The organism is Cellulomonas septica, from assembly GCF_012396155.1.
GTDB lineage: Bacteria > Actinomycetota > Actinomycetes > Actinomycetales > Cellulomonadaceae > Cellulomonas > Cellulomonas septica.
On sequence record NZ_JAAXOY010000600.1, the window covers coordinates 1 to 2,223 of the forward strand.

At 74.8% G+C, this 2,223-nt stretch carries 2 protein-coding genes; one reads left to right on the forward strand and one right to left on the reverse strand.

Going from position 1 to position 2,223, the window contains the following annotated elements:
- The first annotated feature begins 155 nt into the window (after positions 1-155).
- A complete protein-coding gene (locus HGA02_RS17090) occupies positions 156-680 on the forward strand; it encodes an amino-acid N-acetyltransferase (protein WP_168680378.1) in 525 nt (174 codons plus the stop codon).
- 202 nt (positions 681-882) lie between these two features.
- On the opposite strand, the gene HGA02_RS17095 is transcribed toward HGA02_RS17090, so the two are convergent.
- A partial coding sequence (locus HGA02_RS17095) for a carboxyltransferase domain-containing protein (protein ID WP_168680380.1) occupies positions 883-2,223 on the reverse strand: 1,341 nt, incomplete at its 5' end.

Genomic DNA, 2,223 nt, shown 5'->3' on the forward strand with positions numbered 1-2,223 from the left:
CGTGCCCGCGCGGGTGCGCTGCGCTGACGACCACGGGCCGCACCGGCGGGGTGCGGGCCCAGGGCCCGGGCACCGCGGGCGGGCTGCAGCGTCGTGCACGCGCCGTCCGTGACCCTCCCGGACAGGGACCCGCGGGCGACGGTTACCGTGAGCGCGTGACGACCGACCAGCTCACGATCCGGCCCGCCCTCCCGGCCGACGTGCGCGCGATCCGTGCCCTCGTCCAGCCGTACGCCGACCAGCGCATCCTGCTCGCCAAGGAGTGGGTCGGCTACTACGAGGCCGTGCAGGAGTTCGTCGTCGCCGAGGCGCCCGACGGGACGGTCGTGGGCTGCGGCGCGCTGCACGTCATGTGGCAGGACCTCGCCGAGATCCGCACGCTCGCCGTCGACGCGACGTACCGCGGCCAGGGCGTCGGGCACCTGCTGCTCGACGCGCTCGTCGACCGCGCCCGGGGCCTCGGGCTGCGGCGGCTGTTCTGCCTGACGTTCGAGGTCGACTTCTTCACCGCGCACGGGTTCCACGCGATCGAGGGCACGCCCGTCACGCCCGACGTGTACGCCGAGCTGCTGCGTTCGCACGACGACGGCGTCGCCGAGTTCCTCGACCTCGCGCGCGTGAAGCCCAACACCCTCGGCAACACCCGCATGCTCATCGAGCTCGACGACGCGACGCCCTGACGACGGGGCGCCCTGACGACGGGACGCCCTGACGACCGGGCGCCCTGACGCCCTGACGACGGGACGCCCCGACGACCGGGCGCCGGGACGCCCTGACCGACGGGATGCCCTGACGACCGGGCGCCCTGACGTCTCGACGTCCTGACCTCGCCGCGCCGGCGTCTCGCCGCGCTGCCGACCGCCCGCCGCCGCAGCCGCGGGCTCACGCCGCGGTCGTGACCGCCACGGGGTCGAGGACGACGAGGACCTGGCCGGGACCGACCTGGTCGCCGGGGGTGACGGTGATCTCGACGACCGTGCCGCCGCTGGTCGCGACGACGGGCGCCTCCATCTTCATCGCCTCGAGCGCGAGCAGCTGCTGCCCGGCCTCGACGACGTCGCCGGGGCGGACGTCGACGCGGAACACGGTCGCGACGAAGGGCGCCTCGACGCCGTCGCACCCGTCGGGGACCACGACGCCGGTGGCGGAGGGTGCGGCGGGCTCGGGGTCGCGACGGTCGAACTCGCCGGCCGCCTCCCACGCGGCCCGCTCGGCGCCGAACGCGTCGGCCTGCCGGGCCTGGAACTCGGCGATCGACGGGGCGTTCGCGGCGAGGAACCGCTCGTGCTCGGCGAGCGAGAACGACCCCTCCTCGATGCGGACGTCGTGCCGGCCCGCGGCCATGTCGGCGCGCAGGTCGAGCAGCTCGTCGGCGCCGACCGGGTACCAGCGGATCGTGTCGAAGAACCGCAGCAGCCAGGGCGTGCCCGGCTCGAACGGCCGGTGCCGGGCGTACGTGTCCCAGACCTGGATGGTCCGGCCGACGAACTGGTAGCCGCCCGGACCCTCCATGCCGTAGATGCACAGGTAGGCGCCGCCGATGCCGACCGCGTTCTGCGGCGTCCACGTGCGGGCCGGGTTGTACTTCGTCGTGACGAGGCGGTGCCGCGGGTCGAGCGGCGTCGCGACGGGCGCACCCAGGTAGACGTCGCCGAGCCCGAGCACCTGGTACGACGCGTCGAACACGGTCCGGTACACGTCGTCGACCGAGTCGAGCCCGTTGATGCGGCGGATGAACTCGATGTTCCACGGGCACCACGGGGCGTCGTCGCGGACGCCCGCCATGTAGCGCTGGATGGCCTCGCGGGTCGACGGGTCGTCCCACGAGAGCGGCAGGTGCACGGTGCGGCTCGGCACGACGAGGTCGCGGGTCGCGGGCAGCGTCTCCTCGACCTCCTCGACGATCTCGAGCGCGCGGCGCAGCGGCAGCACGTCCGGGTCGACGTGGAGCTGGAGCGAACGGATGCCGGGCGTGAGGTCGACGACCCCGCGCAGGCCGTCGTGGTCGACGCGCTGCTGCACGGCCTCCATGAGCGCGTGCACGCGCATGCGCGACGCGAGGTCGAGCTTCATCGGCCCGTACTCGACGAGCAGGTTGTCGTCGCCCGAGCGGCGGTAGGTGACCTCGGGGTCGGTCGTGGCCTCGCCCGGTGCGGCGCTCGCGGTCCGGGCGGGGCGGGCCGGCGTGCGGCCCAGGACACCGCCGTCGACGTGGGGGGCCCG